This window comes from Pseudomonas sp. T8, assembly GCF_024610635.1.
Taxonomy (GTDB): Bacteria; Pseudomonadota; Gammaproteobacteria; order Pseudomonadales; family Pseudomonadaceae; genus Aquipseudomonas; species Aquipseudomonas chlororaphis_I.
This window is the reverse complement of sequence record NZ_CP102374.1, coordinates 4,649,141-4,675,002: the sequence shown is the minus strand read 5'-3', so window position 1 is coordinate 4,675,002 and position 25,862 is coordinate 4,649,141. Positions and strand designations below refer to the sequence as shown.

General features: G+C 63.4%; 23 protein-coding genes. 8 read left to right on the top strand and 15 right to left on the bottom strand.

Annotation, left to right across the window (positions count from 1 at the left end; translation table 11 throughout):
• Positions 1-27: 27 nt before the first annotated feature.
• Together ptsP and NRG23_RS21025 are read right to left on the bottom strand one after the other, a co-directional pair.
• Complete coding sequence (gene ptsP, locus NRG23_RS21030; RefSeq protein WP_016704812.1) at positions 28-2,307, bottom strand: phosphoenolpyruvate--protein phosphotransferase; 2,280 nt, start codon at positions 2,305-2,307, stop codon at positions 28-30.
• A gap of 22 nt (positions 2,308-2,329) precedes the next feature.
• A complete protein-coding gene (locus NRG23_RS21025) occupies positions 2,330-2,809 on the bottom strand; it encodes an RNA pyrophosphohydrolase (protein ID WP_007927344.1) in 480 nt (159 codons plus the stop codon).
• Between the two features lie 143 nt (positions 2,810-2,952).
• Between NRG23_RS21025 and NRG23_RS21020 the strand changes: the two genes are divergently transcribed.
• A complete protein-coding gene (locus NRG23_RS21020; RefSeq protein ID WP_009051356.1) occupies positions 2,953-3,609 on the top strand; it encodes an HAD family phosphatase in 657 nt (218 codons plus the stop codon).
• A gap of 81 nt (positions 3,610-3,690) precedes the next feature.
• On the opposite strand, the gene NRG23_RS21015 is transcribed toward NRG23_RS21020, so the two are convergent.
• Both NRG23_RS21015 and ilvA read right to left on the bottom strand, forming a co-directional pair.
• Positions 3,691-4,119 carry a DUF2269 family protein gene (locus NRG23_RS21015; RefSeq protein ID WP_009051357.1) on the bottom strand — a complete coding sequence of 143 codons (429 nt, stop codon included), beginning with the start codon at positions 4,117-4,119 and terminating at the stop codon, positions 3,691-3,693.
• Positions 4,120-4,159: 40 nt separating this feature from the next.
• The gene (ilvA, locus tag NRG23_RS21010) at positions 4,160-5,674 is read right to left on the bottom strand and encodes a threonine ammonia-lyase, biosynthetic (protein WP_009051358.1); all 1,515 of its coding nucleotides are present in this window, start codon (positions 5,672-5,674) and stop codon (positions 4,160-4,162) included.
• 284 nt (positions 5,675-5,958) lie between these two features.
• On the opposite strand from ilvA, the gene rpiA reads away from it, so the two are divergent.
• Together rpiA and NRG23_RS21000 are read left to right on the top strand one after the other, a co-directional pair.
• Entirely contained in the window at positions 5,959-6,630 is a 672-nt protein-coding gene (gene rpiA / locus NRG23_RS21005; RefSeq protein ID WP_009051359.1) for a ribose-5-phosphate isomerase RpiA, read from the top strand.
• Between the two features lie 297 nt (positions 6,631-6,927).
• Positions 6,928-8,880, top strand: coding sequence for an autotransporter domain-containing protein (locus NRG23_RS21000; RefSeq protein WP_257371914.1), 1,953 nt, complete (start codon positions 6,928-6,930; stop codon positions 8,878-8,880).
• Between the two features lie 4 nt (positions 8,881-8,884).
• On the opposite strand, the gene NRG23_RS20995 is transcribed toward NRG23_RS21000, so the two are convergent.
• The 4 genes from NRG23_RS20995 to NRG23_RS20980 all read right to left on the bottom strand — a co-directional run bounded on the left by NRG23_RS20995 (position 8,885) and on the right by NRG23_RS20980 (position 13,147).
• A complete protein-coding gene (locus NRG23_RS20995; RefSeq protein WP_053270147.1) occupies positions 8,885-9,796 on the bottom strand; it encodes an SdiA-regulated domain-containing protein in 912 nt (303 codons plus the stop codon).
• A gap of 115 nt (positions 9,797-9,911) precedes the next feature.
• Positions 9,912-10,841: an SdiA-regulated domain-containing protein gene (locus NRG23_RS20990; RefSeq protein WP_038636014.1), complete on the bottom strand. Its 930-nt coding sequence runs from the start codon at positions 10,839-10,841 to the stop codon at positions 9,912-9,914.
• Positions 10,842-11,031: 190 nt separating this feature from the next.
• Positions 11,032-11,697 carry a fumarylacetoacetate hydrolase family protein gene (locus NRG23_RS20985; RefSeq protein ID WP_028683527.1) on the bottom strand — a complete coding sequence of 222 codons (666 nt, stop codon included), beginning with the start codon at positions 11,695-11,697 and terminating at the stop codon, positions 11,032-11,034.
• A 55-nt stretch (positions 11,698-11,752) separates the two neighbouring features.
• On the bottom strand, positions 11,753-13,147 hold the full coding sequence (locus NRG23_RS20980; RefSeq protein ID WP_053270148.1) for an FAD-binding oxidoreductase: 1,395 nt from the start codon (positions 13,145-13,147) through the stop codon (positions 11,753-11,755).
• A gap of 204 nt (positions 13,148-13,351) precedes the next feature.
• Between NRG23_RS20980 and serA the strand changes: the two genes are divergently transcribed.
• Positions 13,352-14,581 (top strand): phosphoglycerate dehydrogenase, encoded by a 1,230-nt coding sequence (gene serA, locus NRG23_RS20975; protein WP_007932850.1) that lies wholly within the window; start codon positions 13,352-13,354, stop codon positions 14,579-14,581.
• Positions 14,582-14,683: 102 nt separating this feature from the next.
• Here serA and NRG23_RS20970 read toward each other — a convergent pair whose 3' ends face one another.
• Entirely contained in the window at positions 14,684-15,121 is a 438-nt protein-coding gene (locus NRG23_RS20970) for a DUF4399 domain-containing protein (RefSeq protein ID WP_257371904.1), read from the bottom strand.
• A gap of 133 nt (positions 15,122-15,254) precedes the next feature.
• Between NRG23_RS20970 and NRG23_RS20965 the strand changes: the two genes are divergently transcribed.
• Positions 15,255-16,028 carry a transporter substrate-binding domain-containing protein gene (locus NRG23_RS20965; protein ID WP_041985003.1) on the top strand — a complete coding sequence of 258 codons (774 nt, stop codon included), beginning with the start codon at positions 15,255-15,257 and terminating at the stop codon, positions 16,026-16,028.
• Between the two features lie 96 nt (positions 16,029-16,124).
• On the opposite strand, the gene NRG23_RS20960 is transcribed toward NRG23_RS20965, so the two are convergent.
• On the bottom strand, positions 16,125-16,607 hold the full coding sequence (locus tag NRG23_RS20960) for a DUF523 domain-containing protein (protein WP_257371902.1): 483 nt from the start codon (positions 16,605-16,607) through the stop codon (positions 16,125-16,127).
• A gap of 2 nt (positions 16,608-16,609) precedes the next feature.
• Positions 16,610-17,242: a 2OG-Fe(II) oxygenase gene (locus NRG23_RS20955; RefSeq protein ID WP_009051368.1), complete on the bottom strand. Its 633-nt coding sequence runs from the start codon at positions 17,240-17,242 to the stop codon at positions 16,610-16,612.
• A 171-nt stretch (positions 17,243-17,413) separates the two neighbouring features.
• Between NRG23_RS20955 and NRG23_RS20950 the strand changes: the two genes are divergently transcribed.
• Positions 17,414-18,166, top strand: coding sequence for a DUF2059 domain-containing protein (locus tag NRG23_RS20950; RefSeq protein ID WP_016702898.1), 753 nt, complete (start codon positions 17,414-17,416; stop codon positions 18,164-18,166).
• A gap of 123 nt (positions 18,167-18,289) precedes the next feature.
• On the opposite strand, the gene NRG23_RS20945 is transcribed toward NRG23_RS20950, so the two are convergent.
• Positions 18,290-19,213: an alpha/beta hydrolase gene (locus NRG23_RS20945; protein ID WP_257371900.1), complete on the bottom strand. Its 924-nt coding sequence runs from the start codon at positions 19,211-19,213 to the stop codon at positions 18,290-18,292.
• A 109-nt stretch (positions 19,214-19,322) separates the two neighbouring features.
• Here NRG23_RS20945 and NRG23_RS20940 point away from each other — a divergent pair, with 109 nt between their 5' ends.
• Both NRG23_RS20940 and NRG23_RS20935 read left to right on the top strand, forming a co-directional pair.
• Positions 19,323-19,901, top strand: a complete 579-nt coding sequence (locus tag NRG23_RS20940) for a DUF6436 domain-containing protein (RefSeq protein WP_016702896.1) — start codon at positions 19,323-19,325, stop codon at positions 19,899-19,901.
• Between the two features lie 107 nt (positions 19,902-20,008).
• On the top strand, positions 20,009-22,420 hold the full coding sequence (locus tag NRG23_RS20935; RefSeq protein ID WP_038636006.1) for a penicillin acylase family protein: 2,412 nt from the start codon (positions 20,009-20,011) through the stop codon (positions 22,418-22,420).
• 478 nt (positions 22,421-22,898) lie between these two features.
• Here NRG23_RS20935 and NRG23_RS20930 read toward each other — a convergent pair whose 3' ends face one another.
• Genes NRG23_RS20930 through NRG23_RS20920 form a run of 3 tightly spaced genes read right to left on the bottom strand, consistent with a single transcriptional unit; the run spans position 22,899 to position 25,845 of the window.
• Complete coding sequence (locus NRG23_RS20930; RefSeq protein ID WP_257371898.1) at positions 22,899-23,789, bottom strand: ABC transporter permease subunit; 891 nt, start codon at positions 23,787-23,789, stop codon at positions 22,899-22,901.
• Positions 23,786-24,667: an ABC transporter permease subunit gene (locus NRG23_RS20925; RefSeq protein ID WP_172833407.1), complete on the bottom strand. Its 882-nt coding sequence runs from the start codon at positions 24,665-24,667 to the stop codon at positions 23,786-23,788. Before NRG23_RS20925 ends, NRG23_RS20930 begins: the two co-directional genes overlap by 4 nt.
• 35 nt (positions 24,668-24,702) lie before the next feature.
• A complete protein-coding gene (locus NRG23_RS20920) occupies positions 24,703-25,845 on the bottom strand; it encodes an ABC transporter ATP-binding protein (RefSeq protein ID WP_007928322.1) in 1,143 nt (380 codons plus the stop codon).
• Positions 25,846-25,862: the final 17 nt, after the last annotated feature.

Genomic DNA, 25,862 nt, shown 5'->3' with positions numbered 1-25,862 from the left:
TAGGAGTGAGCTTGCTCGCGATCGTTTTTAAAGAGTCTTGGCCGACGCCGGATTGATCATCCGTGCCAGGCCCAGGTTCTTCAGCGCCAGTTGCAGCGAGCTGTGGATAACTTGCGGGTTGTCGATGGTCATCAACTCGGCCAGCAGTTCCTTGGCCTTGCTGAGATTGATCTGACGCAGCATCCACTTCACTTTCGGCAGGTTGGTGGCGTTCATCGACAGGCTGTCGAAGCCCATCGCCATCAGCAGCACCGCCGCCGCCGGATCGCCGGCCATCTCGCCGCAGATGCTCACCGGCTTGCCTTCGGCATGGGCGTCGCGCACCACGGTCTGCAAGGCTTGCAGCACCGCCGGATGCAGGTAGTCGTAGAGATCCGCCACCCGTGGGTTGTTGCGGTCCACGGCCAGCAGGTACTGGGTCAGGTCGTTGGAGCCGACCGACAGGAAGTCCACCTGGCGCGCCAGTTCCTTGGTCTGGTACACCGCGGCCGGGATCTCGATCATCACCCCGATCGGCGGCATCGGCACGTCGGTGCCTTCGTCGCGCACTTCGCCCCAGGCGCGGTGGATCAGGTGCAGAGCTTCTTCCAGCTCATGGGTGCCGGAGATCATCGGCAGGAGAATGCGCAGGTTGTTCAGGCCTTCGCTGGCCTTGAGCATGGCGCGGGTCTGGACGAGGAAAATCTCGGGATGGTCGAGGGTGACGCGAATGCCGCGCCAGCCGAGGAAGGGGTTGTCTTCCTTGATCGGGAAATACGACAGTGACTTGTCGCCGCCAATGTCCAGGCTGCGCATCGTCACCGGTTGCGGGTGGAAGGCCGCAAGTTGCTCGCGATAGATCGCCAGCTGCTCCTTTTCGCTCGGGAAGCGTTGGTTGATCATGAACGGCACTTCGGTGCGGTACAGACCCACACCTTCGGCGCCGCGCTTCTGCGCCCGCGCCACGTCCGCCAGCAGGCCGGTGTTGACCCACAGCGGCATGCGGTGGCCGTCCAGCGTCACGCACGGCTGGTCGCGCAGCGCATCCAGGCCCTGGGCCAGTTGCCGTTCTTCCTCGACCACATCGGCGAACTGCTTGCGCAGCACATCGCTGGGGTTGGTATAGACCTCGCCGTGGTAGCCATCGACGATCATCTGGATGCCGTCGACTTTCGAGTACGGCAGGTCGACCAGGCCCATCACTGTCGGGATGCCCATGGCCCGGGCCAGGATCGCCACGTGGGAGTTGCCCGAACCCAATACCGAGACCAGGCCGACCAGCTTGCCTTCCGGCACCTCGCCGAGCATGGCCGGCGTCAGTTCTTCGCTGACCAGGATGGTGTTGTCGGGGTAGACCAGGGTTTGCTGGCGCTCTTCCTGCAGATAAGCCAGCAGGCGACGGCCCAGGTCCTTGACGTCCGACGCCCGCTCGCGCAGGTAGGCATCGTCCATCAGTTCGAAACGGTTGACGTGATCGGTGACCACCTGGCGCAACGCGCCCTGGGCCCACTGGCCGGTCTTGATCACGGTGGTCACTTCGCTGCCCAGGGAGGCATCGTCGAGCATCATCAGGTAGACGTCGAACAGCGCCCGCTCTTCGGGGCGCAGCTGGGTGGCGAGTTTTTCCGAGAGGGTGCGCATGTCGGCGCGCACGCCTTCGATGGCGGTCTTGAACAACGCCAGCTCGGCGTCGATGTCGGTAATGCTCTTGTCAGGCACCACGTCCAGGTCGGCCGGCGGCAGCATGACCACCGCGGTACCGACCGCCGCGCCGGGCGAGCCGGGCACGCCGATGAACTTGGCTTCCTGGATACCCTTGCCCTGACGACCCAGGCCACGGATCGAACCGGTGGCTTCGGCATGGGCGATAACCCCCGCCAACTGGGCGCTCATAGTCACCAGGAAGGCTTCTTCGCCCTCGTCGAACTGACGACGCTCCTTTTGCTGGATGACCAGAACGCCGACGACCCGGCGGTGGTGAATGATCGGCGCGCCGAGGAAGGAGGCATAGCGCTCCTCGCCGGTCTCGGCGAAGTAGCGATAACGCGGGTGATCGGCGGCGTTTTCGAGGTTCAGCGGTTCTTCGCGCGTACCGACCAGGCCGACCAGACCTTCGTTGGGTGCCATGCTGACCTTGCCGATCGAGCGCTTGTTCAAGCCCTCGGTGGCCATCAGGACAAAACGGTTGGTCTCCGGATCCAGCAGATAGACCGAGCAGACCTGGCTGCCCATGGCCTCTTTGACGCGCAACACAATAATCCCCAACGCCGCCTTGAGATCCTTGGCGGAGTTAACTTCCTGGACGATCTTGCGCAGCGTATTGAGCATGGCTCGGGGTCGAACTCCGTCGTCAGTCGCGCGCTAGAAGGCGCGGGGCAAGCTCTTTGAGAGCGCGGCGATAAACCTCGCGCTTGAATGTCACCACCTGGCCCAACGGATACCAATAACTGACCCAGCGCCAGCCATCGAACTCCGGTTTACCGGTCAAATCCATCCGCACCCGCTGCTCGTTGGAGATCAGGCGCAGGAGAAACCATTTCTGTTTCTGGCCGATGCACAACGGTTGGCTGTGGGTACGGACCAGGCGTTGCGGCAAACGATAGCGCAACCAGCCCCGGGTGCAGGCGAGAATTTGCACATCTTCGCGTTCCAGGCCTACTTCTTCGTTCAACTCGCGGTACAGAGCGTCTTCCGGCGTCTCTTCGGGGTTGATTCCCCCTTGCGGAAACTGCCAGGCATCTTGATTGATACGGCGAGCCCATAGCACCTGGCCGGCATCATTCGTCAGAATGATCCCGACATTGGGGCGGAAACCATCGGGGTCGATCACGGCAACAACCTCGCAAACGCATGTCGCCGCATTGTTCCACAAAGGTTGTGAAAGCAGCAACGAGGCTTCCTAGCTTATGTGCACTCTTGTGAAAAGACCGTATTCTGGACGCCTTTTTTCAGACTTATCAGCGAGTAACCGTGATGCGCCTGGCTTTATTCGACTTGGACAACACCCTTCTGGGCGGCGACAGTGACCACGCCTGGGGCGATTACCTGTGCGAACGAGGCTTCCTCGACGCCGTCGCCTACAAGGCCCGCAACGACGAGTTCTACCAGGACTACCTGGCCGGCAAGCTCGACCAGGCTGCATACCTGAACTTCTGCCTGGAGGTTCTCGGCCGCACCGAGATGGACGTGCTCGACCAATGGCACCGCGACTACATGCGCGACTGCATCGAGCCGCTGATGCTGCCCAAGGCTGCGCAATTGCTGGCCAAGCACAAGGCCGCCGGCGACAAGCTGGTGATCATCACCGCCACCAACCGCTTCGTCACCGCGCCGATCGCCGAACGCCTGGGCGTGGAAACCCTGATCGCCACCGAGTGCGAGATGCAAGACGGCCGCTACACCGGGCGCAGCATCGACGTCCCGTGCTTTCGCGAAGGCAAGGTCACCCGCCTGACGCGCTGGCTCGAGGAAACCGGCCACAGCCTGGAAGACAGCTACTTCTATAGCGATTCGATGAATGACTTGCCGCTGCTGGATCTGGTGGCGAACCCGATCGCCGTGGATCCGGACCCGAACCTGCGGGCCCTGGCCCAGCAGCGTGGCTGGCCGGTGATCAGCCTGCGCACCTGAGGACGCCATCGCGAGCAAGCTCGCTCCTACGCCAATCTCTGTAGGAGCGAGCTTGCTCGCGATAACAATGCTAAAAGCCGATCAGACAGGCTTGGCGCCCATCAACCCGGCAATGGCGAAGAAACACACGAAGCTGAACACCGCCAGCGCCAGGGTGAACTTCGGACTCCCTACACCCGAAGCGATCCGGACCCGATTGAGCCGCGCCAGCAGCCAGAAACAGCTCAGGGCACCCAGGGTATAGATCAGGCTGGAGGCCAGGATCCAGGTCTGCCCCAGCGACCAGCCCAGCAGGTGCACCAGCCACCAGCCGCTGAACGGCAGGCTGGCCAGGCAGATCACCAGCAACAGCCAGACGAACACCAGCGGCCGGCGCAACAGCCGGCTGTAGATGCTTGCGTCACCCTTGCTACGAGCGCGCCAGACCCAGATCGCCAGCCCTAGCGCGCTGCCCAGCAGCAACACGGTGGCCAGGATATGGACGGTTTTGAGGACGGTCAGCGTTTCCATGTAATCGACTCCTTGAGGCCTAGCCCACCAGCGTAGCCGTTCAGCCGAGGAACAGCTGATACGCCGGGTTATCACTCTCGTCCCAATACGGGTACCCGATCTGCTCCAGCGCCGCCGGCACCAGATGGCGTTCGCTCGCCGGCACTTGCAGGCCGGCGACCACCCGGCCATCGGCCGCGCCATGGTTGCGGTAGTGGAACATCGAGATGTTCCAGCGCCCGCCGAGCTTGTTGAGGAAGTTGAACAGCGCGCCCGGGCGTTCCGGGAACTCGAAGCGGAACACCACTTCATCGCTGACCCGCGCGGCATGCCCGCCGACCATATGACGGATATGCAGCTTGGCCAGTTCGTTGTCGGTCAGGTCGGTCACCGGGAAGCCCTGTTCGGACAGGCTGGCGATCAGCGCGCTGCGCGGATCGTTTTCCGGGTGGGTCTGCACGCCAACGAAGATGTGCGCTTCGCTGCCGGTGTTGTAGCGGTAGTTGAATTCGGTGATCTGGCGCTTGCCGATGGCTTCGCAGAACGCCTTGAAGCTGCCCGGCTGCTCGGGAATGGTCACGGCGATGATGGCTTCGCGGCCCTCGCCCAGTTCGGCACGCTCGGCGACATGGCGCAGGCGGTCGAAGTTGACGTTGGCACCGGAGTCGATGGCCACCAGGGTCTGCCCGCTGACGCCACGCTGCTCGACGTATTTCTTGATCCCGGCCACGCCCAGGGCGCCAGCCGGCTCGGTGATGGAGCGGGTGTCGTCGTAGATGTCCTTGATCGCCGCGCAGATCTCGTCGGTGCTGACGGTGATCACTTCATCCACGTAGTCCTTGCAGATGTCGAAGGTGTGCTGGCCGATCTGCGCCACCGCGACGCCGTCGGCGAAGATGCCCACGGTCGGCAGCACCACGCGCTCGCCGGCGGCCATCGCCGCTTGCAGGCAGTTGGAGTCGTCCGGCTCGACGCCGATGATCTTGATTTCCGGCCGCAGGTATTTGACGTAGGCCGCGATCCCGGCGATCAGGCCGCCACCGCCGACCGGCACGAAGATCGCGTCCAGGCGCCCCGGATGCTGGCGCAGGATTTCCATCGCCACGGTGCCCTGCCCGGCGATGGTGTGCGGATCGTCGTACGGGTGGATATAGACGTAGCCTTTTTCGTCCACCAGCTTCAGCGAGTAGGCCAGGGCTTCGGGAAAGGAATCGCCGTGCAGCACCACTTTGCCGCCGCGCGAGCGCACGCCTTCGACCTTGATCTCCGGGGTGGTCTTGGGCATCACGATGGTCGCCTTCACCCCCAGCACCTTGGCCGCCAGGGCCAGGCCCTGGGCATGGTTGCCGGCCGAGGCGGTGACCACGCCACGGGCGCGCTCCGCGTCGCTGAGCTGGGTCAGCTTGTTGTAGGCGCCACGAATCTTGAACGAGAACACTGGCTGCAAGTCTTCGCGCTTGAGCCAGATCTGATTGCCCAGCCGCTCGGAGAGCTGGCGGGCAGTCTGCAACGGGGTTTCTACGGCAACGTCGTAAACGCGCGAGGTGAGGATCTTTTTGACGTACTGTTCGAGCATCGGAAAGCATCACTGAGCGGGTTGGGCAGGGCCAGCGAGTCTAACCCAGCGTTTGCCCGGGCGACCACACGAATCCAGAGGTTTAACCCTCTGTAGCCGCTGCCGAAGGCTGCGATAGGTCCGTAGGACCTCCAGCGCACTCTCGTCCGTCACGACCTGACGGTCGATCGCAGCCTTCGGCAGCGGCTACCAAAAGCGGTTCGCCAAACGGGCAATGACCTGCTCAGGACACCGGCCTATAATGCCGGCCTTTCCGTTCCCCCTTGCCCGCTTCCGGAGCCCGCATGACCCAGGATCAACTCAAACAGGCCGTGGCCCAGGCTGCCGTCGACCTCATCCTCCCGAAACTCGATGACAAGAGCATCGTCGGGGTCGGCACCGGCTCCACCGCCAACTGCTTCATCGACGCCCTGGCCCAGCACAAGGCCGCCTTCGATGGCGCGGTCGCCAGCTCCGAAGCCACCGCGGCGCGCCTCAAGGGCCACGGCATCCCGGTGTACGAACTGAACACCGTCAGCGACCTGGAGTTCTACATCGACGGCGCCGACGAAAGCGACGAGCACCTGAACCTGATCAAGGGCGGCGGCGCGGCCCTGACCCGCGAAAAGATCGTCGCGGCCGTGGCCAAGACCTTCATCTGCATCGCCGACGCCAGCAAGCTGGTGCCGGTGCTGGGCGCCTTCCCGCTGCCGGTGGAAGTGATTCCGATGGCCCGCAGCCACGTGGCCCGCGAGCTGGTGAAGCTGGGCGGCGACCCGGTCTACCGGGAAGGCGTGATCACCGACAACGGCAACATCATCCTCGACGTGCACAACATGCAGATCACCAATCCGGTGGAGTTGGAAGCACAGATCAATGCGATTGTCGGCGTGGTCACCAACGGCCTGTTCGCCGCCCGCCCGGCCGACGTACTGCTGCTGGGCACCAGCGAAGGCGTGAAGACCCTCACCGCCTGATGCCGCCGATTTCGCCCCTGCCGCAATGGCGGGGGCGAAGGCTTCGATTCATACCTTCCCCCGCCTCTCCCCGCACCAACTCCGCCCGCACCGCTACTTTTCGCCGCATTTAGCCGCAGAAATATCCAGATTCGCGCACCAGGTCTCAGCACGGCCCACGACTTCCCGTATCAAATCCGTTACAAATTACCGCCAGGCGACGTTCGGTTTAAGCAATGCGCCAATCCAGGATCGCCCAGGGAAAGAGGCGCGCATTGTGCAACGGCCCCCCGTTTTTCACCCTCAAGGAAGATCACCGTGCTCAAACCCCTCACGCTTGCTGTCAGTCTTGCCAGCGTCCTGCTGTCCACCCAGGCCCTCGCCTATGAATATGGCGAACACGCAGCCACCACTCTCGACAAACTGATCAACGACTACCCGGGCCGCTACCGTGGCACCGCCAACTTCGCCGGGGCCGCCGACTGGATGCAGAGCCAGATGGGCAGCGCCTACGACATCAGCCGCCAGGACTTTTCCTGGACCGCCGGTGGCAGCAGCCGCAGCTCGCAAAACGTGGTGGCCTACGCCGCCGGGACCAAGCCGCAGTACGTGGTGGTCGGCGCGCACTTCGATACCTATTTCGGTCGCCCGACCCTGCAAGGCCTGGACGACAACGGCTCCGGCGCCAGCGTCCTGACCGAGATCGCCCGTAACCTCGGCGGGCTGCAGCTGGAAAACGGCTTGCAGGTGGTCGGCTTCGGTGCCGAGGAGGAAGGCCTGCGCGGCTCCAGGGCGTTCGTCGACTCCCTCAGCGCCAGCCAGCGCGCCAACATGCTGGCCATGATCAACCTCGACAGCCTGATCACCGGCGACATGATGTACGCCCATGCCGGCCAGAACAGCACCGCCAACCCGGCCCTGGCCTCGTTGCGCGAACACACCCTGCGGATCGCCAGGGAACTGCAGATCAATCTGTTCACCAACCCCGGCCTCGACCCGGTATACCCCGCGGGCACCGGCTGCTGCAGCGACGGCGAGGCCTTCGAAGGGCTGAACATCCCGATTCTCTATATCGAGGCCACCAACTGGGAAATCGGTGACCTGGATGGCTACACCCAGACCACCAACCCGGCCATCCCCGGCGGCTCCACCTGGCACGACCCCACTGAGGACAATAAGGCGGTGCTGACCAACGCCTTCGGCCAGGAACGCATCGACCAACGCCTGCGCGATTACTCGCGCCTGCTCAGCCGCCTGGTCCTGGAGCTGACCAACGCCGACCTGCTGGCCTCCACCGCTTCCGGCGGCGCCGTGGCGCGCAACCAGCAGGATCATCTGCAACGCCAGCATCAGGCCATGGTCCGGCTGCATGACCGGCGCTGGCTGACCTTGCAGGCGATGGGTCGCGAAGTCGGCAGTTTCGATGGCGAGATCGGCATCGACGGTGAATACAGCCCCGACAGCGGTTTCGACAGCGCGCCGAATCCCGAGGCGCGCCGGCTGGGGGTACATGCCCTGGGCGACTACCAGCTCAATTCGAGCCTGAACGTTGGCGCCAGCCTCAGCTACCAGAACGGTCGCGACAAGCTCGAGCATCGCGGCAAGCTTGACAGCGACACCTGGCAGGCGGCGGTCTACGCCTTGCTCAATGACGGCGGCCCGCAATGGCTGGCCGGCGACCTGAGCGTCGGCCGCACCCGCTTCGAATCCAAGCGCAACCTGGTGATCCAGGCCAACGGCGGCCCGGTGCTGCTGAACCAGAAGCTGACAGGCGATACCGACGCCCTGACCCTGGGCGCCCGTGTGCTCGGTGGTTACGACCTGGATTTCGGGGCGATCAAGAGCGGCCCCTTCGCTGGCCTCGATTACACCCACTACCGCATCGACCGCTTCCACGAGAAGCAGGACCTGCGCACGGCACTGGGTTATGAGGAGCAGTCATTCGATTCGCTGGAAGCCAGCCTCGGCTGGCGCGTTCGCGGCGCCGTCACCCTGCCCTACGGCATGAGCCTGCTGCCTTATGGCGACCTGGCCTGGGTCAAGGAGCTGGGAGATGGCCGCCTGGACGACCTGGACCTGACCAGCCGCGCCGATGGTCAAGTGCGCGTGGCTCGCCTGGGCGGTGTGGACAAGAGCTTCGGCCGCGCCCAGCTCGGCAGCCAGCTGGCGATCACGCCACAGCTAGGGCTGTACGCCGAGGTCAATGGCCGGATCGGTCACGCCGAAGGCAGCCAGACCGGCTACTCCCTCGGCGTGCAGTGGCAGTTTTAAGGGGTTACTGGGCCGGCTTTTTGAAGACGTAGAACAGGTTCGGCTCGCTGACCAGGTACAGGGTGCCGTCGTCGTCCATGGCAATGCCTTCGGCCTGCGGCACCGTGGCCTGCAAACCTTGCCGCCCCTTGCGCAGCGACATGGTGCTCAGGGGCCGGCCATCCACATCCAGTTCCAGCACCAGCCACGACTCATCCGACAGCGCCAGCAGATGCCCGGTGCGCTCGTCGTATTGCAGGCTGGACAGGTCACGCACGAACAACCCGGCATCGCGCTTGGGGTTGTTGACCACATGCACCGCGTAGGACTTCTCCGGGTCGTAATGCGGGAAGCCCTTGACCTCGTAGATCAGCATCGGGTCGCGTTCCTTGGCGACGAACAGGCGCTTGCCCACCGAATCGTAGGCCAGGCCCTCGAAACCCTTGTTGCCGCTCATGTGCACACCCAGGGTCATCTGCTCGGCGTCCGCCGCGTCGAGGAACACCGTGTCCTCCTCCAGATGAATCTTGATCAGCCGCTGCTGGCGCTCGTCGGTAATCACGTAGGTGTCGGCGCTGATAAACTCGACCGCTTCCGGATCGCCAAAACCGGTCAAGGCGATGCGCCGCAGGATGCGCCCGTCGAGCGACAGTTCGATCAGCTCGGCATTCTTGTTGGTCACGGTGAACAGGCTTTTGCGCACCGGGTCGTAGGTCAGCGCCGAGACATCATCCAGACCTTCGATCTTTTGTGCTTCGAGACTCACCCGATAGCCATCCAGGCCAATGGCATCAGTGTTGACCGGCTGCGACATGACCCGCCAGTTGAACCACAGGCGCTCGAAGTACCGGTGGTGCTGCCCGGCAATGCCCAGCAGCACCAGCACGATAAAACACAGGAGGAGGAACAGCGGTTTGGGATAGGCGAGTCGACGCATGCTGGCAAGCTCAAATACAAATCAGGCGGATGAAATATCACAGCCGGATGAATTTAAACTTAATCGCAGCGGGCGTATGCCAGATTATGGCCTTTTGCCGCCAGAAACTGCTGAATCAGCGCTTCTCAAAGCGATAGAACAGGTTGGGTTCGCTGACCATGTACAGGTTGCCCTGCTCATCCATGGCCACGCCCTCGGCCCGCGGAATGGTGTCTTTCAGGCCGTTGAAACCGCCCAGCAAGGTCATGAAGCTGACCTGCTCGCCGGTTTCGTCCAGCTCCAGCAGCATGTGCGAGTCGGCGGACAGCACCAGGGTATGACCGGTGCGTGGGTCGATGCTCAGGGCGGACAGGTTGCGCAGGTCCAGCTCATCGCTTTCCAGCTTCTGCTTGTCGCCCTTGAGGGTCTGGCTGCCGTCGCTGTTCCAGGTGAACAGCGCCGGCGGACGCTCCTCGCCCAGCAGCAACTGCTGCTTGCGCGGGTCCCAGGCCACGGCTTCGAACGCCTTGTTCTGGTCCTGAGAGGGCCCCAGGTCGTATTTCGGGAAGTCGGAAATGTTCAGCTCGCGGGTATTGGCATCCACCTTGACGATGGTCAGCAGGTGATCGCGCTCGTCGACGATCCCCAGCAGGCCGTTCTCCATGACCGTCACCCCTTCCGGGTTGCTCCAGCCCACCAGCGGCATCTTGCGCAGCACATCGCCCTGCAGGTTCAGCTCGACCAGGAACGGATTCTTGCCCATCACCGAAAACAGGGTCTTGGTCTGCGGGTTGTAGGCCAGGTCGGAGGCCTCGTCCTTCTCCATGCCCGGCAGCACCTTGGCGTCGATCACCGCGCGGTAATCCGGCAGCCAGACACTTTCCTGGCGCTCGGCCGGGGTTTCGAAACGCTCCAGCACCCAGAGCAGGCCACGGTCGTCCCAGTGCATGGCGATCGCGACGCCATAGCTCACGATGCCCGCCAGCAACAGCCAGGAATACCAGCGCATGTGGAACAAACCGCGACGACGAACCGTTTGAAGCTCGGGGGTGTGAGGCATGGACATGGGGAGCGCGTTCCAGAAAACCAGCTATGGGTAATAGCACATCGGGGCAGACTCAGACGTCTGTAATCGGAAAATTATCCAGAACGGATGTGAAAAAAACGGTAAAGGGTCTGAAACGCCCCAGATGCCGGTACTTTCGCTGAAGAGGCCCGCCCATTGCAGGCGAGCCTCGCGTCGAAAACCGGCTGGATCAGCTGACGCGACTTTCGAAGCGGCTGACGCCCGGCAGCTCCAGCACCAGCTCATCGCCTACGTTCAACGGCCCCACACCCACCGGCGTGCCAGTCAGGATCACGTCGCCCGCCTGCAGGGAGAAGCAGCCGGCCATGTACTGGATCATCGGTACGATCGGGTTGAGCATGATGCTGCTGTTGCCGTCCTGGCGGACTTCGCCGTTGATGGTCAGGCGAATATTGATGTCGGTCAGGTCCGGGAAGGTGCTGCCGACCACGAATGGCGCCAGCACGCAGGCGCCGTCGAAGCACTTGGAGATTTCCCAGGGCAGCCCCTTGGCCTTGAGCTCGGCCTGCTTGTCGCGCAGGGTCAAGTCCAGGGCCGGGGCGAAACCGGAGATGGCATCCAGCACTTCCTCACGGCTGGGCTTGGTCGACAGCGGCTTGCCGATCAGTACCGCGATTTCCGCCTCGTAATGCACGGAGCCACGTTCGGTGGGGATGGCAAAGCCGCCTTCCAGCGGCACCACGCAACTGCCCGGCTTGATAAACAGCAGCGGCTCGGTCGGCACCGGATTGTCCAGTTCCTTGGCGTGCTCGGCATAGTTGCGCCCGATGCACACGATCTTGCCGACCGGGAAATGAATACGGGTACCGTCGACATACTGGTGCTGATAGCTCATTACCGACTCCTGCTCGTTTGGTTCATCAGGTACCGCTGCTTGAGTGACCCTGGGGTCAAACAGCGAAAATCTTGCCCGGGTTCATGATGCCGTTCGGGTCGAACACCGCCTTGACCGCCTTCATGTAATCGATTTCCACCGGCGAACGGCTGTAGGTCAGGTAATCGCGCTTGGTCATGCCCACGCCGTGCTCGGCGGAAATCGAGCCGTTGTACTTCTCGACGGTTTCGAACACCCACTTGTTGACGGTGGCGCACTTGGCGAAGAACTCGTCCTTGCTCAGGTCATCCGGCTTGAGGATGTTCAGGTGCAGGTTGCCGTCACCGATGTGGCCATACCAGACTACTTCGAAGTCCGGATAGTTTTCCGCGACGATCGCGTCAATATCCTTCAGGAAAGCCGGCACCTTCGACACGGTGACCGAAATGTCGTTCTTGTACGGTGTCCAGTGCGAGATGGTTTCGGAGATGTACTCGCGCAATTTCCACAGGTTCTGCAGTTGCTGCTCGCTCTGGCTCATCACGCCGTCCAGCACCCAGCCCTGCTCCACGCAGTGCTCGAAGGTGGCCAGGGCGTCGTTGGCCACGTCCTCGTTGCTGGCTTCGAACTCCAGCAGCACATAGAACGGGCAATCGGTCTCGAATGGCGCCGGCACATCACCGCGGCCGAGGATCTTGGCCAGGGCCTTGTCGGAGAAGAATTCGAAGGCGGTCAGGTCGAGCTTGCCCTGGAAGGCATGCAGCACCGGCATGATCGAGTCGAAATCCGGAGTCCCGAGCACCATCGCCGTGAGGTTGTTCGGCGCGCGCTCCAGGCGCATGGTGGCCTCGACCACGAAACCCAGGGTGCCCTCGGCACCGATGAACAGCTGGCGCAGGTCGTAGCCGGTGGCGTTCTTGACCAGGTCCTTGTTCAGTTCCAGCAGGTCGCCCTTGCCGGTGACCACCTTCATCCCGGCCACCCAGTTGCGGGTCATGCCGTAGCGAATCACCTTGATCCCGCCGGCATTGGTGGCGATATTGCCGCCAATCTGGCTGGAACCGGCGGAAGCGAAGTCCACCGGGTAATACAGGCCGTTTTCTTCGGCGCGGTTCTGCAACTGCGCGGTCACCACGCCCGGCTGGCAGACCGCGGTGCGGTCGGTCAGGTTCAGGTCGAGGATCTGGTTCATGTAGTCGAAAGACACCACCACTTCGCCATTAGCTGCCACCGCCGCGGCCGACAAGCCGGTACGGCCGCCGGACGGCACCAGCGCGACCTTGTGCCGGTTGGCCCAGCGCACGATGGCCTGGACCTGCTCGATGGTCTTGGGAAAGACGATGGCGCTCGGCGCCGGCGCGAAGTGCTTGGTCCAATCCTTGCCGTAAGCGTTCAGGGAGTCGGCGTCGGTCAGGACCTTGCCAGCCTCGACCAGGGTCTTCAGCTCATCAATCAGCGCAGGATTGGTCATCGACAGAACTCTCGAACAATTCATGGTCATCCTGAGAACGCTTCACGTCGCAGGAACGAGTGTTTCGCGGGGTCCGTATGCTAGCATACGACCCCCCGCAGAATAGTGCCGAAGGGCGTTCTGCGGCGACGGCTTTCCTGCCGTCCGGGTCAGCATCTGTTGACCATTTCCTGCCATTTTTCTCCGGGACACAGGTTTACGCAGATGAGCAAGACTTCTCTCGATAAGAGCAAGATCAAGTTCCTTCTTCTCGAAGGCGTCCACCAATCGGCTGTCGACGTCCTCAAGGCCGCGGGCTACACCAGTATCGAGTACCTCACCGGTTCTCTGCCGGAAGCCCAACTGAAGGAAAAGATCGCCGATGCGCACTTCATCGGCATTCGCTCCCGCACCCAACTGACTGAAGAAATCTTCGATCACGCGAAGAAGCTCGTTGCTGTTGGCTGCTTCTGCATCGGCACCAACCAGGTCGACCTCGACGCGGCTCGCGAGCGCGGCATCGCGGTGTTCAACGCACCGTACTCCAACACCCGTTCCGTAGCCGAACTGGTGCTGGCCGAAGCGATCCTGCTGCTGCGCGGTATCCCAGAGAAGAACGCCTCCTGCCACCGTGGCGGCTGGATCAAGAGCGCGGCCAACTCCTTCGAGATCCGTGGCAAGAAGCTGGGCATCGTCGGCTACGGCTCGATCGGCACCCAACTGTCGGTCCTGGCCGAAGGCCTGGGGATGCAGGTGTTCTTCTACGACACCGTGACCAAGCTGCCACTGGGTAACGCCACCCAGGTCGGCAACCTGCACGAGCTGCTGGGCATGTCCGACATCGTCACCCTGCACGTTCCGGAAACCGCTGCCACCCAGTGGATGATCGGCGAGAAGGAAATCCGCGCCATCAAGAAAGGCGGCATCCTGATCAACGCCGCGCGCGGCACCGTGGTCGAGCTGGACCACCTGGCCGCGGCGATCAAGGACAAGCACCTGATCGGCGCCGCCATCGACGTGTTCCCGGTGGAGCCACGCTCCAACGACGAAGAGTTCGAAAGCCCGCTGCGTGGCCTGGACAACGTGATCCTGACCCCGCACATCGGTGGTTCGACCGCCGAAGCCCAGGCCAACATCGGCCTGGAAGTGGCGGAGAAGCTGGTCAAGTACAGCGACAACGGTACTTCGGTATCGTCCGTGAACTTCCCGGAAGTGGCCCTGCCGGCTCACCCTGGCAAGCACCGCCTGCTGCACATCCACGAGAACATCCCGGGTGTGATGAGCGAGATCAACAAGGTCTTCGCCGAAAACGGCATCAACATCTCCGGTCAGTTCCTGCAGACCAACGAGAAGGTTGGCTATGTGGTGATCGACGTCGACGCCGAATACTCGGAGCTGGCGCAAGAGAAGCTGCAACACGTCAACGGCACCATCCGCAGCCGCGTGCTGTTCTAAGCGCTCGCTGGCAATGAAAAAGGGAGGCCCTGGGGCCTCCCTTTTTATTTACAGGCAGTTATTTACAGGCAGTTATTTACAGGCAGTTTTTGCCGTCCGCACTTACTTGACGATGATGGTGATCTTTTCCGAAACGATTGGCGGGTCGAACGGCACGTGGTTCTTGTCGCCCAGCTCCAGCTGCAGGGTGTGCTTGCCCGGGGCCAGGGTCAGTTCGGTTTCGGTCTGGGCCTTGCCGAAGTGGATGTGCTGGGCGTCGGCCGGGATCGGCATGTTTTCGGCCGGCAGCTTGTCGACGTCGACCAGCAGGTGGTGGTGCCCGGTGTGCGGAGTCTGGTCGCCGGCGGGCGCCAGGGAGATGTCGCTGACGCCGAACTTGACCTTGAAGGTCTTGGCCACGGTATCGCCATTGACCGGGGTGACGATAAAGACAGAAGCGCCTTCCGGCGCCTTGGTGCGAGGAATATCCGCCGCAGAAGCCAACATCGAAGCCCCCAGCATCAGGCCGGCCAATGCAGCACGAGATATAAAGGTTTTCATTCTATTCTCCAGTTTTTCCGCAAAATCGGTACGGTTATGACAACTTCGTGGCATATCGTTGTCGAAGGGCAATCAACACCATAGCAAAGCGAGCCTGAACAGCGCATCGCACATATAAATTCAAGGAGTGACCATGCGTTTCCTGCCTGGCCTGATACTTTTGCTACCTCTTGTGAGCACTTACGCTCAAGCCGAACTGATCGACGATGTGAATGACCGCGGGGAACTGCGTATCGCCCTGGAAGCCAATACCCCACCCTTCAACTTCAAGGACGACGGCAAGCTCACCGGCTTCGAAGTCGAGCTGGGCCAACTGCTTGCCCGCGAGCTGGATGTGCGGGCGGACTTCGTGGTCACCGACGCCGCCGACCTGCTGCCAGGCGTCGAAAGCGGCCGCTACGACATCGCCATCAATCACATAGCAATGACTCCAGAACTCAAGGATCGTTTCGACTTCAGCGAGCCTTACAGCTATTCCAGCGCACAATTGATCGTACGCAAGGAAGAAGAGCGCACGCTGGGCAGCCTGCAGGCGCTCCAGGGCCAGGCACTGGGCGTAGCCCAGGGCAGCCAGTTCGTCGAGCAGGCGCGCACCGTGGAAGGCATCGACCTGCGCAGCTACCCGAACGCCCAGCAGCCGATCAAGGATGTGGCGGACAAGCAGCTCGACGCCGCCATCAGCGACCGCCTGCTGATCCCCTACGCCATCCGCGACAGCCGCCTGCCGGTGAAGGAAGGCGCCAAGGTCGGGCCGACCCTGAGCCTGGCGATCCCGTTCCAGAAAGGTAATCCGGCGTTCCAGGCGAGCCTCGACGGCGCGCTGCAGCGCATCAAGGCCGATGGCCGGCTGATGGCGTTGTCGGAAAAATGGTTCGGCATGGATGCGAGCAAGCCACCCAAGCCTTGATGCTGTAATCGCTGCAGAAGGCTGCGGCTGCGCAGAAGGTGATATCGCTGAAGTCCTGCGGACCTTTCGCAGCCTGCGGCAGCGGCTACAGGGGCGTTAGAGCGAGGCCAGGGCCGCAGCGGCCTCGGCCAGTTCCAGCTCGCTGAAGACTTGCACCCCGGCGCGCTTGAGCAAGGCGGCGGTGACGCCCTCGCCGCTGACCTTGACCCCACTGAAGCTGCCGTCGTAGGTCAGCAGGTTGCCGCACGACGGGCTGTTGGCCTTGAGCACCGCGATGCGAATCCCGTGTTCGCGCACCAGTTCCAGCGCCTGCCGGGCACCGCTGAGGAACTCGGCGCTGACATCTTCGCCCTCGGTGGTGATGACCTGCGCCAGGCCATCGAGCACTTCGCCGCCCTGCCCTCCGGGTATTTCCGCCGCCGCCCGTGGCGTTGGCAGGCCGCCGGCGACTTCCGGACACAACACGACCACCCGCCCTTCGGCCTGCCAGCTCGCCAGTTGATCGAACGGCCCGCTGGCGCCACCGTCGTAACGCACGCGGTGGCCCAACAGGCAGCGACTGACCAGGATCTTGTGCATGATCAGAACGGCTCGTTGCCGCGCCGGCGGAACCAGCCCGTCAGGGACAGCCGTTCCCGGGTCGCGGGCAGGACTTCATGGGGCACCTCGCCGGAGAGGAACACCACCAGCCGGCCGCCAGCGGGATCCACGTCGTACTCGCTCTCGCCATCGAAGTACATGCGCAGTTGCCCGCCCTGCTCCGGCAGCCAGTCCTGGTTGAGGTAGATCACCGCCGACACCATGCGCCGGTCATCGTCGCGGAAACGGTCGACATGCTTGAGGTAGAACGCCCCTGGCGGGTACAGCGCGAAATGGCTTTCGAAGTCTTCCAGGCCGAGGAACAACCCACGGTTCAGCGCCTCGCGCAGGCTGTCCATCAAGCCCAGGTAGGTATCGCAGCAATCGGCCTGGCCGGGCTCGAGCCACTGGATGTGATCGCCACGGATCCCCTCGCGAATCTCCTGCGCCGGGCCACGGCCAACCGCCGCCGGCGCCAACTCACCTTCGGCCGCGCGCTTGCGGCACTCGGCCGCCAGCTCCAGGGTCAGGGCTTCTGGCAGGAAGATGTTCTGCTGCGACCAGCCACGGGTGGCCAGGTCATCGACAATGCGTAACAGCAGTGGGTGATCAGAGGGTATTTGCATGGCGCGCATAGTATCCACACCCAGATGAATCCGACAGATCATCTCCATAATTCTGACCAAGCAGCCTGGCGCTGTCTCTGTTCGTCGTTCGATCGGACAGTTTGCGTACTGAACCTGATACGAATTCTCGACAACCATCGCCTTGCCCCGGAGAATAGTGGGCTGCCGACAGGAGTCCTTATGCGCCGTTTGCTTTTTTCACTGTTGATGTTCTGTGTATTGCCCGCCTGGGCAGACGGCCACGACCAGTTGTACAAGGTCGCCGGCTGGCCGGAACAACGTGCGCATTTCAACGATGCCCTCACCGCTGCCCAGCAGCGTTACCAGAATAGCCTGCCGCCAGCGGTCTATCAGGCGCTGGTCAATAACAGCAACCAGCGCTTCGCCCCGCAGGCCATGGACCGCCGTGCCCAGGCGCAGCTGCGGCAGAACCTCGCCGATCCGAAACCGGCCCTGGCGTTTTTCCAGTCGCCGCTGGGGCGCAAGATCGTCGCCGCCGAACTGCTGGCGACCCGCCGCGACCAGTTGGCGAAAAATGCCCAGGGCCTGCCGAAGATGCAGGCCAGCGATACCCGTCAGTTGATCATCGGCCACCTGGCCCAGGCGCTGCCGGCCCGTGAAGCCGGCGCGGAAGTCAGCCTGGCGATCGCCGGCGTGGCCGCCGACAGCCTGAGCCAGATGATCCCCGGCCTGCTGGGGGCCGGCCAGGCGCAGAACATGCTCAACGGCCAGCGCCAGCGGCTGATGGCGCAGATCGGCAACGACCTGAACAACACCCTGCTGTACGTCTATCGCGACCTGTCCGACCCGGAGTTGGAAGAGTTCGCCAACTTCGCCGAATCCGCCGAAGGCAAGGCCTACTACCAGGCCGCCCTGGCCGCGATCCGCGCCGGGCTGGCTGTCGGCCAGAGCACTTCCAGCCTCGCACCCTAAGCGTCTGTTGTAGCCGCTGCCGCAGGCTGCGATAGGTCCGAAGGACCTCAGCGGTCGCGAGATCGCCGCGTCCGTACCAGTCAGCCCGAGCCTTCGGCAGCGGCTACAGACGCATGAATCCGTTCAAAGATGCTGGTTGAGGAAAGCGAAGTATTCCTGGCGAATGCGCGCCGCCTCGTTCGCCAGGTGATGCCGCGCCTCGGGCAGCATCAGCACCTGGGGCTGCTGGAACTTCTGCCGGATCACCTGCAGGTTGTGCTGCCAATCCACCGTCATGTCCGCCTGCCCCTGAACGATCAAGGGCTGCCTGCTGCTGCGCGGGGCCAGTTCGATGCGCTTGATCCATTGCGCCAACGCCCCGACCCAGGCGGTCGGCAGGCGCAACGGCTGCAACGGGTCGCGCTGCAGGAACGGCAGGAAATCGGGATCGGTGGAGTTCTCGCTGAAGCGCCGGGCGATGCCTTTGACGAAAGGCCGGAGCATGTAATAGCTGAGCTTCGACCAGCCCCAGGCACGCGGGCGTACCAGCGGCGACAGCAGGATCACCTGGCCCTGGGCCGGGCTCTGGGCACCCTGGTTGAGCAGGTGATCGATCACGATCGCACCGCCCGTGCTTTGCCCGCACAGGTGCCAGGGCTGGGGCAGATCGAGGGACCGGGCCTCGTCGAACAAACCTTGCAGCACCGCCTGGTACACCGCGAAATCATCGATGCTGGCGCGCTCGCCGCTGGACAGGCCGTGGCCCGGCAAGTCGCAGGCAATCACCGCCCACTGCCGCTCCAGCGCCCATTCGATCACATGCCGGTACAAGCCCATGTGATCGTAGAAACCGTGCAACAGAAACAAGGTCGCCACCGGCTGTTCGGGCCACCAGACCTGGCCGACCACGTCAAAACCGCCGACCGAAAAACGCCCCAGCCCACGCTTGACCGGCAGATCCAGCCCATAGAAACGCTGATAGGCCTGCGCCTGGGCCGAGAGCGGCTGCGCCTCGGCCAGGGGCCGCAGGCTGGCACGCAGAAGGTCGGGGTCGAAGGTCGCAGGCATAAGGGTTTTCCCAGGGTGGCGCGGAACGCGAAACAGGCTTTATCGGCCTGCGATATTCATCTGTCGGGGCAAGCATGGCAAGCTACGCGACCTTCGAGGAATGATCCGTATGCGTCTGCCCTACCGCACGACCCTGCTTGCCAGCCTGCTCGCCCTCCTGTGCGCCGGGGTGCTGTGGGTCGCCTACGACTGGTTCCAGGGACGTTTCCTGCGGACCTTCAGCGAACACACCGCGGTATTTTCCGGCGACCCGCTGCAACTGCCTCCTGGCCTAGCCGGCGAAGGCGCCATCCGCCTGGTGCACTTCTGGGACCCGGCCTGCCCGTGCAATGTCGGCAACCAGCAGCACCTGGCCGAGTTGATCGAGCACTACGGCCCGCAGGGCGTGGAATTCTATTCGGTGCAGAAGGCCGGCAGCCACGGCCAGTTGCCCGCCACCCTGAGCCGCCTGAAAGTCCTCGACGGCCTGCCCGGCTCGGAGCAGATCCCCGCCAGCCCGGCCGTGGCGATCTGGGACCGCAACGGCACCCTGGCCTATTTCGGCCCCTACAGCGAAGGCCTGACCTGCAACTCCAGCAACAGCTTTATCGAACCTATCCTCCAGGCCCTGCACGAAGGCCGTACGGTGAGCGCCACCCACACCTTGGCGGTGGGCTGTTATTGTCCATGGCCGAAACAGACGGATTAAGGCATTCCTGACTTTTCCCAGACAACGGATGCCCGGCACAGAAGGCCTGTGCTAAATGTTTACCCTCCCCCACGGCAGGCAAATCGCAGAAAGAACAAGGAGTCACCATGAAACGCAGCCTGACCGTACTCGTCGTCCTGATCCTCGCCCTGGCCGCGGGCGGGGGCTGGTACCTGTACAGCAAGCAGCCGTCGCGCCAGGGCCAGGTCGAGCTGGAGCGCCTGCAGGGCTCGGTCACGGTGCGTTACGACGAACGCGGCGTGCCGCATATCCGCGCGGAAAACGAAACCGACCTGTACCGCGCGCTGGGCTATGTCCACGCCCAGGACCGGCTGTTCCAGATGGAAGTCATGCGGCGCCTGGCCCGTGGTGAGCTGGCCGAGATACTCGGCCCCAAACTGCTCGACACCGACAAACTGTTCCGCAGCCTGCGTATCCGCGAGCGCGCCGACAGCTACGTCGCCGGGCTGGATCGCCAGTCCCCTGCCTGGAAGGGCCTGCAAGCCTACCTGGACGGGGTCAACCAGTATCAGAACAGCCACCCGCAACCGATCGAGTTCGACGTCCTCGGCATTCCCAAGCGTTCCTTCACCGCCGAGGACAGCATCAGCGTCGCCGGCTACATGGCCTACAGCTTCGCCGCGGCCTTCCGCACCGAGCCGCTGCTGACCTACGTGCGCGACCAGCTCGGCAGCGACTACCTGAAAGTCTTCGACCTCGACTGGCAGCCCAAGGGTGCCCTGGCCAAGGGCCGTGGCCCGCTGGCGCCGAGCCTGGCCGCCAGCGACTGGCAGGACCTGGGCGCCATCGCCCGGCTGAGCGAACAGGCCCTGGCCGACGCCGGCCTGCCGCAATTCGAGGGCAGCAACGCCTGGGCGGTGTCCGGCAGCCGCACCAAGAGCGGCAAGCCATTGCTGGCCGGCGACCCGCACATCCGCTTCGCGGTGCCGTCGGTGTGGTACGAAGCCCAGCTGTCGGCGCCGGGCTTCGAGCTCTACGGTCATCACCAGGCGCTGGTGCCCTTCGCCTTTCTCGGCCACAACCTGGACTTCGGCTGGAGCCTGACCATGTTCCAGAACGACGACCTGGACCTGATCGCCGAGAAGGTCAACCCGAACAACGCCAACCAGGTCTGGTACCGCGGCAAGTGGGTCGACCTGGTCAACAGCGAGCAGCAGATCGCGGTGAAGGGCCAGCCGCCGGTCACCCAGATCCTGCGCCAGTCGCCCCATGGCCCGATCATCAACGACGTGCTCGGGGCCAATGCCGGCAAGACGCCGATCGCCATGTGGTGGGCCTTCCTCGAGACGCCGAACCCGATCCTCGACGGCTTCTACCAGCTCAACCGCGCCGACACCCTGGCCAAGGCCCGCAGCGCCGCGTCCAAGGTCCAGGCGCCGGGCTTGAACATCGTCTGGGCCAACGCCAAGGGCGATATCGGCTGGTGGGCCGCGGCGCTGTTGCCCAAGCGCCCGATTGGCGCCAAGGGCGCGTTCATCCTCGACGGCAGCACCTCGCTGGCGGACAAAGAAGGCTTCTACCCGTTCAGCGCCAACCCGCAGGAAGAAAACCCGGCGCGCGGCTATATCGTTTCGGCCAACTTCCAGCCGGTCTCGCCCACCGGCATGGAAATTCCCGGCTACTACAACCTCGCCGACCGCGGCCAGCAACTGGACCGCCAGCTCAGCGACAAGAGCGTGAAGTGGGATATCGAAGCCAGCCAGAAGCTCCAGCTGGGCACCACCACCGCCTACGGCCCGCGCCTGCTGGCGCCGCTGCTGCCAGTGTTGCGCGAAGTGGTGAGCGACCCGCAGGAACTCAAGCTGGTGGAGCAACTGGCGCAGTGGAAAGGCGACTACCCGCTGGACTCCACCAGCGCCACCCTGTTCAACCAGTTCCTGTTCAACCTCACCGACGCGGCCTTTCACGACGAGTTGGGCGACGCCTTCTTCGACACCCTGCTGTCCACCCGGGTGATAGACGCCACGCTGCCACGCCTGGCCGCCTCCGCCGACTCGCCCTGGTGGGACAACCGCAACACGCTCGGCCGGGAAAGCCGCGCCGACACGGTCAGGGTTGCCTGGCGCGCCAGCCTCGCTCATCTCAAGGCGACCTTTGGCGACGACTCGAGCAAATGGCTGTGGGGCCAGGCGCATACCCTGACCCACGGCCACCCGCTGGGCCTGCAGAAACCCCTGGACCGGGTCTTCAACGTCGGCCCGTTCGCCGCGCCGGGCACCCACGAGGTGCCCAACAATCAATCGGCCAAGATCGGCCCGGCGCCCTGGCCGGTGACCTACGGCCCTTCAACCCGGCGCCTGATCGACTTCGCCGACCCGGCCCACAGCCTGACCGTCAACCCGGTCGGGCAAAGCGGCGTGCTGTTCGACAAGCACTATCAGGACCAGGCCGAGGCCTATATCGAAGGGGTGTACCAGCAGGCGCACTTCAACGAAGAAGAAGTCATGGCCAATACCCACAGCACCCTGAAACTGTTGCCGGCACGGACGGCGCAGTAGGCCACAGGAGCTCGCTGGCCGGCGGGTTGTATCAGCGACGCCGTCTCGCGAGCAAGCTCGCTCCTACAGGGGCCGTCAGGCGTGCATTGCATCGGCAAGTAGGCGGATCGGGCAACCCGAAGCGCCGGGATGGTCAAGACTCCAAAGGGCATGACTGTCGACCATCCCCTTGCGGAGTTAATGCACCGCCATCTCGCTGAATGCCGGAGCGGCCTATGTCTATTCACTGCGCGCCCGCATACGACTCGCCGAAGAGCTGAGACGTTTTCGAAGCTATCGCTGTAGCCGCTGCCGCAGGCTGCGATAGGTCCGAAGGACCTCGGCGACCTTGAGACCGCTGCGACCGCTCTCCGAACGCGGCCCGGGTCGATCGTCCGAACGCGGCCCGAGCCTGTGGCAGCGGCTACCCCCGAAAACGACATCGCCCCTGAACAGGGGCGATGTCTTGTCACGGTCAAAGCCTTCCGGCTGTTGCCTATCAGGCCGCTTCCGGGGCCTGTGCGCGGCGCACGTCCGGCTGTTTCCAGGAATCGGCCGCGGACTCTTCGATGGCTTGCTGGATGGCGCGCTTGCGGCGCTCTTCGGCCTGACGGCTGAAGTACCAGACCAGGAAGGTCACCAGCGACACCGCCAGCAGGATCAGGCTGGCCACCGCGTTGATCTCCGGCTTCACGCCGAGGCGCACCGCCGAGAACACTTCCATCGGCAAGGTGGTGGAACCCGGGCCGGAAACGAAGCTCGCCAGCACCAGGTCGTCCAGGGACAGGGCGAAGGACATCATGCCGCCCGCCGCCAGCGATGGCGCGATCATCGGGATGGTGATCAGGAAGAACACCTTCCACGGCCGTGCCCCCAGGTCCATGGCCGCCTCTTCAATGGACAGGTCCAGCTCACGCAGGCGCGCCGACACCACCACCGCTACATAGGCGGCGCAGAACGTGGTGTGGGCGATCCAGATGGTGACGATGCCACGCTCCTGCGGCCAGCCGATCATCTGCGCCATGGCCACGAACAGCAGCAACAGCGACAGGCCGGTGATCACTTCCGGCATCACCAGCGGCGCGGTGACCAGGCCGCCGAACAGCGTGCGGCCCTTGAAGTGGGTGATACGGGTCAGCACGAAGGCCGCCAGGGTGCCCAGGGCCACCGCGGCAATCGCGGTGTAGCAGGCGATCTCCAGGGAGCGCACCACCGAGCCCATCAGTTGCGAGTTGTCCAGCAGGCCGACGTACCACTTCACCGACCAGCCGCCCCAGACCGTCACCAGCTTGGAGGCGTTGAACGAGTAAATCACCAAGATCAGCATCGGCAGGTAGATGAATACCAGCCCCACCACCAGCATCAGGTTCGAGAAACTGAAGCGCTTCATTCCTTGCCCTCCATTTCTTTGGCCTGACTGCGGTTGAAGAGGATGATCGGCACAATCAGGATCGCCAGCATCACCACTGCCAGGGCCGACGCCACCGGCCAGTCACGGTTGTTGAAGAACTCTTGCCAGAGCACTTTACCGATCATCAGGGTTTCCGGACCGCCGAGCAGTTCCGGGATCACGAACTCGCCGACCACCGGGATGAACACCAGCATGCAGCCGGCGATGATGCCGTTCTTCGACAGCGGCACGGTGATTTTCCAGAAGCTGTTGAAGGTGCTCGAACCCAGGTCCGAGGCGGCTTCCAGCAGGCTGGTATCGTGCTTCACCAGGTTGGCGTAGAGCGGCAGGATCATGAACGGCAGGTACGAATAGACCACGCCGATGTACACCGCCAGGTTGGTGTTGAGGATCTGCAGCGGCTCGTCGATCAAGCCCATGCCCATCAGGAAGCCGTTGAGCAGGCCGTTGTTGCTGAGGATGCCCATCCAGGCGTAGACGCGGATCAGGATCGCGGTCCAGGTCGGCATCATGATCAGCAGCACCAGCACGGTCTGCAGCTCTTTGCGGGCGCTGGCGATGGCATAGGCCATCGGGTAGCCGATCAACAGGCACAGCAGGGTGCTGAAGAAGGCCATCTTCAGCGAGCCGAGGTAGGCGGCGATGTACAGTTCGTCGTCGCCGAGCATCGCGTAGTTGCCCAGGTTGAGCAGCACCTGCAGCTTCTGGTCGATGAAGCTGTAGATCTCGGTGTACGGTGGAATGGCCACGTCCGCTTCGGCGAAGCTGATCTTCAGGACGATGAAGAACGGCAGCATGAAGAACAGGAACAGCCAGAGGAACGGGACCCCGATGACCATCTGGCGGCCACCGGGAATTATTCGATTGAGGCGGCGCTTGAGCTTTCGCATGTTCATGAGCGCAGTACCACGCCGCTGTCGTCTTCCCACCAGACGTACACCTGGTCGCCCCAGGTCGGCCGCGCGCCGCGGCGTTCGGCGTTGGCCACGAACGACTGCACCAGCTTGCCGCTCGGCAGCTCGACGTAGAACACCGAGTGCCCGCCCAGGTAGGCGATGTCGTGTACCTTGCCACTCGACCAGTTGTATTCGCAGGTCGGCATGTCCGGAGTCACCAGGAGTTTTTCCGGGCGGATGGCGTAGGTCACCGACTTGTCCTGCACCGAGGTGCTGATGCCGTGGCCCACGTAGATGTTGCGATCCAGGTCCTTGCAGGTGATGGTCGCGTGGCCTTCGGCGTCGTCGATCACCTCACCTTCGAAGATGTTGACGTTGCCGATGAATTCGCAGACCAGGCGGCTGGTCGGGGTTTCGTAGATGTCGATCGGGCTGCCGATCTGGGCGATCCAGCCCAGGTGCATGATCGCAATACGCTCGGCCATGGTCATGGCCTCTTCCTGGTCGTGGGTCACCATCACGCAGGTCACGCCGACGCGCTCGATGATCTCCACCAGCTCCAGTTGCATCTGCGAGCGCAGCTTTTTATCCAGCGCGCCCATCGGCTCGTCGAGCAGCAGCAGTTTCGGCCGCTTGGCCAGGGAACGGGCCAGGGCCACGCGCTGGCGCTGGCCGCCAGAGAGCTGATGCGGCTTGCGCTTGGCGTACTGGCTCATCTGCACCAGCTTGAGCATCTCGGCCACGCGGGCATCGATCTCGGCCTTGGGAATCTTGTCCTGCTGCAGGCCGAAGGCGATGTTCTGCGCCACGGTCATGTGCGGGAACAAGGCGTAGGACTGGAACATCATGTTGATCGGCCGCTCGTAGGGCGGCATGTCGGTGATGTCCACACCGTCCAGGTAGATGCGTCCCTCCGTGGGCCGTTCGAACCCCGCGAGCATGCGCAGCAAGGTGGACTTACCCGAGCCAGAACCGCCGAGCAGGGCGAAGATCTCGCCTTTCTTGATTTCCAGGGACACGTCGTCCACGGCAATCGTCTCGTCGAACTTCTTCGTGACCCGGTCGATCTTGACCAACACCTGCTTCGGTGTCTGGTCGCCCTCGAGGGCTTTCTTGTAGGCGCCGGAGGCAACTGCCATTTACGAAACTCCCAACA

Excerpts from the sequence above, each read along its gene's own strand:
- ptsP (WP_016704812.1), bottom strand. The coding sequence starts at position 2,307 with ATGCTCAATACGCTGCGCAAGATCGTCCAGGAAGTTAACTCCGCCAAG.
- NRG23_RS21020 (WP_009051356.1), top strand. The coding sequence starts at position 2,953 with ATGCGCCTGGCTTTATTCGACTTGGACAACACCCTTCTGGGCGGCGAC.
- NRG23_RS21015 (WP_009051357.1), bottom strand. The coding sequence starts at position 4,119 with ATGGAAACGCTGACCGTCCTCAAAACCGTCCATATCCTGGCCACCGTG.
- ilvA (WP_009051358.1), bottom strand. The coding sequence starts at position 5,674 with ATGCTCGAACAGTACGTCAAAAAGATCCTCACCTCGCGCGTTTACGAC.
- rpiA (WP_009051359.1), top strand. The coding sequence starts at position 5,959 with ATGACCCAGGATCAACTCAAACAGGCCGTGGCCCAGGCTGCCGTCGAC.
- NRG23_RS20995 (WP_053270147.1), bottom strand. The coding sequence starts at position 9,796 with ATGCGTCGACTCGCCTATCCCAAACCGCTGTTCCTCCTCCTGTGTTTT.
- NRG23_RS20990 (WP_038636014.1), bottom strand. The coding sequence starts at position 10,841 with ATGTCCATGCCTCACACCCCCGAGCTTCAAACGGTTCGTCGTCGCGGT.
- NRG23_RS20985 (WP_028683527.1), bottom strand. The coding sequence starts at position 11,697 with ATGAGCTATCAGCACCAGTATGTCGACGGTACCCGTATTCATTTCCCG.
- NRG23_RS20980 (WP_053270148.1), bottom strand. The coding sequence starts at position 13,147 with ATGACCAATCCTGCGCTGATTGATGAGCTGAAGACCCTGGTCGAGGCT.
- serA (WP_007932850.1), top strand. The coding sequence starts at position 13,352 with ATGAGCAAGACTTCTCTCGATAAGAGCAAGATCAAGTTCCTTCTTCTC.
- NRG23_RS20970 (WP_257371904.1), bottom strand. The coding sequence starts at position 15,121 with ATGAAAACCTTTATATCTCGTGCTGCATTGGCCGGCCTGATGCTGGGG.
- NRG23_RS20965 (WP_041985003.1), top strand. The coding sequence starts at position 15,255 with ATGCGTTTCCTGCCTGGCCTGATACTTTTGCTACCTCTTGTGAGCACT.
- NRG23_RS20960 (WP_257371902.1), bottom strand. The coding sequence starts at position 16,607 with ATGCACAAGATCCTGGTCAGTCGCTGCCTGTTGGGCCACCGCGTGCGT.
- NRG23_RS20955 (WP_009051368.1), bottom strand. The coding sequence starts at position 17,242 with ATGCGCGCCATGCAAATACCCTCTGATCACCCACTGCTGTTACGCATT.
- NRG23_RS20950 (WP_016702898.1), top strand. The coding sequence starts at position 17,414 with ATGCGCCGTTTGCTTTTTTCACTGTTGATGTTCTGTGTATTGCCCGCC.
- NRG23_RS20945 (WP_257371900.1), bottom strand. The coding sequence starts at position 19,213 with ATGCCTGCGACCTTCGACCCCGACCTTCTGCGTGCCAGCCTGCGGCCC.
- NRG23_RS20940 (WP_016702896.1), top strand. The coding sequence starts at position 19,323 with ATGCGTCTGCCCTACCGCACGACCCTGCTTGCCAGCCTGCTCGCCCTC.
- NRG23_RS20935 (WP_038636006.1), top strand. The coding sequence starts at position 20,009 with ATGAAACGCAGCCTGACCGTACTCGTCGTCCTGATCCTCGCCCTGGCC.
- NRG23_RS20930 (WP_257371898.1), bottom strand. The coding sequence starts at position 23,789 with ATGAAGCGCTTCAGTTTCTCGAACCTGATGCTGGTGGTGGGGCTGGTA.
- NRG23_RS20920 (WP_007928322.1), bottom strand. The coding sequence starts at position 25,845 with ATGGCAGTTGCCTCCGGCGCCTACAAGAAAGCCCTCGAGGGCGACCAG.